The organism is Vibrio sp. 10N.222.52.C3 (assembly GCF_041474195.1).
Classification (GTDB): Bacteria; Pseudomonadota; Gammaproteobacteria; order Enterobacterales; family Vibrionaceae; genus Vibrio; species Vibrio crassostreae_C.
In genome coordinates, this window is sequence record NZ_JBFRTQ010000046.1 from 1 (window position 1) to 4,311 (window position 4,311).

Below are 4,311 nucleotides of genomic sequence, written 5' to 3' on the forward strand. Positions count from 1 at the left end.
ATATTAATTAACTCATTTCATTCTTTGATCTATTTTATACATTCAATTCATAAACTTTAAATTCCACACTTATTTGATGCCAATCAATCAATAATTCGAAATAAATACATAAAGAACAAACTACCTATAAAGTGCTAGCTATCAATAGCAAAAGGCATCTTAGAATGACGAATAAGAAAGAATCTGGGGTAATGAATCTTACTCGAAGAGGCTTCATGAAAGCTTCCTCTGCAGTAGGTAGTGCAGCTGCACTTGCGGGCGGTATTGCATTACCTTTCAAATCCAAACCAGTAGCGGCTGCAGTTGCTGAAAATGTGGATGAGAAAATCGTATGGAGTGCATGTACAGTAAACTGTGGCTCTCGCTGCCCACTGCGTATGCATGTACAAAACGGTGAAATCAAATACGTAGAAACAGACAACACAGGCACTGACGAATACGGTCATCACCAAGTTCGTGCGTGTCTACGTGGTCGCTCGATGCGCCGCCGTGTTTATAACCCAGATCGCCTAAAGTACCCAATGAAACGTGTGGGTAAACGTGGTGAAGGTAAGTTTAAGCGTATTAGCTGGGAAGAGGCTTATGATGAAGTCGCTGGCACCATGCAACGCCTTATCAAAGACTACGGTAACGACACTATCTACCTAAACTACGGTACAGGTACGCTGGGCGGCACGGTTACTAAATCTTGGCCACCAGCTCAAACGCTGATTGCTCGTCTAATGAACCTAAGTGGTGGTTACTTAAACCATTACGGTGACTACTCAACAGCGCAAATCACGAAAGGCTTGAGCTACACCTACGGCGGTTGGGCAAACAACAACTCTTTCTCTGATTTAGAGAACACTAAACTTAACATTCAGTTTGGTAACAACCCTGCTGAGACGCGTATGTCTGGTGGCGGCCAGATCCACCACTACGTTGAAAGCAAAAACAAATCAAACGCAAGAACGATCATCATCGACCCTCGCTACACCGATACTGCCGGTGGCCGTGAAGATCAATGGATCCCAATTCGTCCTTCTACAGATGCGGCATTGGTAGCGGGTCTTGCACACGTGATGATCACTGAAGACCTTGTCGACCAACCGTTCCTAGACAAATACTGTGTCGGTTACGATGAGAAGACCCTTCCTGCATCAGCGCCTAAAAACAGCGACTACAAATCTTACATCCTAGGTTTAGGTGAAGATGGCGTAGAGAAGACACCAGAATGGGCTTCTAAGATCACGGGTATTCCAGTTGACACCATCGTTAAGCTTGGCCGTGAAATGGGCACAGCGAAACCATGTGCGATTCACCAAGGTTGGGGCTTACAACGCACTGCGAACGGTGAACTAGCGTGTCGTGCAATCGCGATGCTGTCACTGCTCACTGGCTCTGTGGGCGTATCAGGCGGTTCAACAGGCGCTCGTGAAAGCGACATCAACATTCCATTTGTCCGCTTCCCTACTGTGCCAAACCCAGTTGAAACGTCTATTTCAATGTTCATGTGGACAGACGCGATTTACCGTCACCATGAAATGACCGACATCACTGATGGTGTTCGCGGTGCAGAGCGCCTTAAGAACCCAATCAAGATGATCTGGAACTACGCAGGTAACTGCATCATTAACCAACACTCAGACATCAACAAGACTCACGCGATTCTTCAAGATGAAAGTGCGTGTGAAATGATTGTCGTGGTTGATAACCATATGACGTCTTCAGCGAAGTACGCCGATATCATCCTGCCAGACTTAACAACGTCTGAGCAAGACGACTGGTGTATGGACGGTAAAGCGGCGAACATGCCTTACTTCATCTACGCGCAGAAAGCGATTGAGCCTCAGTTTGAAGCGAAATCTATCTACGAGATGTGTACTCAGCTTGCGAAACGAATGGGCGTAGAAAAAGAGTTCACCGAAGGCCGTACTCAAGAGCAATGGATTGAGCACCTTTACGCAGAAACTCGTAAGAACGATCCAACACTGCCAACCTTCGAAGAGATGAAAGAGCTGGGTATCTACAAACGTAGCTACGACCACCACTACATCGCTTATGAAGATTTCCGTAAAGATCCTGAAGCGAACCCACTGACCACACCAAGTGGCAAGATCGAGATCTACTCAGAGCAACTGGCTGATATCGCGAAGACTTGGAAGCTGAAAGAAGACGAAGTGATTCACCCACTTCCGATTTACGCGGACTCTTTCGAAGGTCATAACGACCCACTAGCAGAGAAGTACCCACTTCAGCTAACCGGTTTCCACTACAAGGCTCGTACTCACTCGACTTACGGCAACGTTGCAGAAATCAAAGCAGCAGCACCGCAAGAGTTGTGGATCAACCCAATCGATGCAAAAGAACGTGGTATTGAAAGCGGCGACATGGTGAGTATTTTCAACGACCGTGGCGAAGTACATATTCCAGCGAAAGTGACACCTAGGATTCTTCCTCGAGTTGTCGCACTAGGCGAAGGTGCATGGTACGCACCAGATGGTCAGAAGATCGACCATGCAGGCTCTATCAACGTGCTGACGACTCAGCGCCCGAGCCCACTTGCTAAGGGTAACCCTCAGCATACAAACCTAGTTCAAATCAAAGCGCTAAAGAAAGCATAAGGTAGGTTGGAATGAAACAATACGGCTTTTACATTGATTCAAGTAAATGCACGGGTTGTAAAACCTGTCAGCTTGCTTGTAAAGATTATAACGATCTAGACATCAAAACGAACTACCGTCGCGTATACGAATATGCCGGTGGTGGCTTCACTCAAGATGGTGATACCTGGGTTCAGAAAGATGTCTTTTCTTACTACCTATCTATCGCTTGTAACCACTGTACTAACCCAGCGTGTGTGAAAGTGTGTCCTTCGGGCGCAATGCACAAACGTGATGAAGACGGTTTGGTTGTGGTTGATGAGAGCGTATGTATTGGTTGTCAGCACTGTAGCAATGCGTGTCCTTACGGCGCACCACAATACAATGCTAAGAAAGGTCATATGACGAAATGCGATGGTTGTTACCAACGTGTTTCTGAAGGCAAACAGCCTATCTGTGTTGAGTCTTGCCCACTTCGTGCATTGGAGTTTGGTGAAATCAATACACTTCGTGAGAAGTACGGCTCTGGTGCGGATGTGGCTCCACTGCCATCTTCAACAGAAACGCTACCAAACATCGTGATTAAGCTGAACAAAAACGCGAAGCCGACTGGCGATACCAGCGGTCACCTAGCAAACCCGAAGGAGGTGTAAGATGATTTTTCATGAGTGGTCTTTAATCTTCTTTACGGTGCTGGCGCAAACTGCGGTTGGTGGTTACTTACTGATTGGCGCACGTGCACTAGTACTTGGTCATGACGAAGAGAAGCTGAACAGCTACAAGGTTCCAATGTTTATCCTATGGGTACTGATGGGTCTTGGCTTCATGTTCTCGACAACGCACCTTGGCTCTCCACTGCGCGCGTTTAACGCTTTTAATCAGCTAGGTTCGGCTTGGTTGTCTAACGAAGTGTTCTTCGGTGCGGCATTCTTCGCTGTCGGTGGCCTGCAATGGTTACTGTCGGTAGTCAAGAAAGGTGGCGTTGCTATCCAGAAAGCACTGATGGTTGGCGCGATGGTACTGGGTGTTATCTTCATGTACGCGATGATCAACGTATACATGATCAACACAGTACCGACGTGGGACAACATCTACACACCACTGAGCTTCATCATGACGATGGTTGTGGGTGGCTTGCTGTTATCTCAGTTCGTGATTGTATTCGCAAACGACAGCCGCTTTACGGTTGACCGTAACATCACCATGTTGGCTGTTATCGCTGTTGCTATCAGCTTGCTTGTGACAGTAGGAAAACTGAACCTAATCGGAGACATCCAAACTTCAGCGGCAAAAGCGTCTGAGTTAGTCGATGGTTTAGGTAGCTATGTGATTCTTCAAGTGGCACTGCTAATGGCAAGCTTGTTGATTTGGATTCTACCTATGCTGAACAAAGCAAAAGTGAACCCAGTTAACCTTGGCTTAGCACTAGTATTGTTCTTGGCTTCAGAGTTAATCGGCCGTGGTTTGTTCTACAGCCTACATATGACAAGCGGTTTGTAATCGAGTTCTTACAGACATGAGTTGCGTGTAAACATCGCTGCTTGTTTGGTTATCTAGAAGGCTAGATAAACAAAAGGCCCAACACCTATTTAGATGTTGGGCCTTTTTATTTCGTTTTTTCTAGCGTTTTTAATACAGACTTAGCGAGTTCGCTTACATCGTTAGCTTACATAGCTACTTAATGATAGCCGCTGGAATAAACATGTCTTTTAATCGCTTAACCGAAGAA

3 protein-coding genes are annotated in these 4,311 nt (G+C 46.3%); all 3 read left to right on the plus strand.

The features are described 5' to 3' along the window. The first annotated feature begins 164 nt into the window (after window positions 1-164). From AB4517_RS08565 to AB4517_RS08575, 3 genes are read left to right on the plus strand one after another with little or no spacing between them, the layout of a single operon-like run. The gene (locus tag AB4517_RS08565; protein WP_017060996.1) at window positions 165-2,603 is read left to right on the plus strand and encodes a DmsA/YnfE/YnfF family dimethyl sulfoxide reductase; all 2,439 of its coding nucleotides are present in this window, start codon (window positions 165-167) and stop codon (window positions 2,601-2,603) included. 11 nt (window positions 2,604-2,614) lie between these two features. Beyond that, the gene (locus AB4517_RS08570; protein WP_004733360.1) at window positions 2,615-3,235 is read left to right on the plus strand and encodes a DMSO/selenate family reductase complex B subunit; all 621 of its coding nucleotides are present in this window, start codon (window positions 2,615-2,617) and stop codon (window positions 3,233-3,235) included. A 1-nt stretch (window position 3,236) separates the two neighbouring features. Beyond that, window positions 3,237-4,082 (plus strand): DmsC/YnfH family molybdoenzyme membrane anchor subunit, encoded by an 846-nt coding sequence (locus tag AB4517_RS08575; RefSeq protein ID WP_017060997.1) that lies wholly within the window; start codon window positions 3,237-3,239, stop codon window positions 4,080-4,082. Window positions 4,083-4,311: the final 229 nt, after the last annotated feature.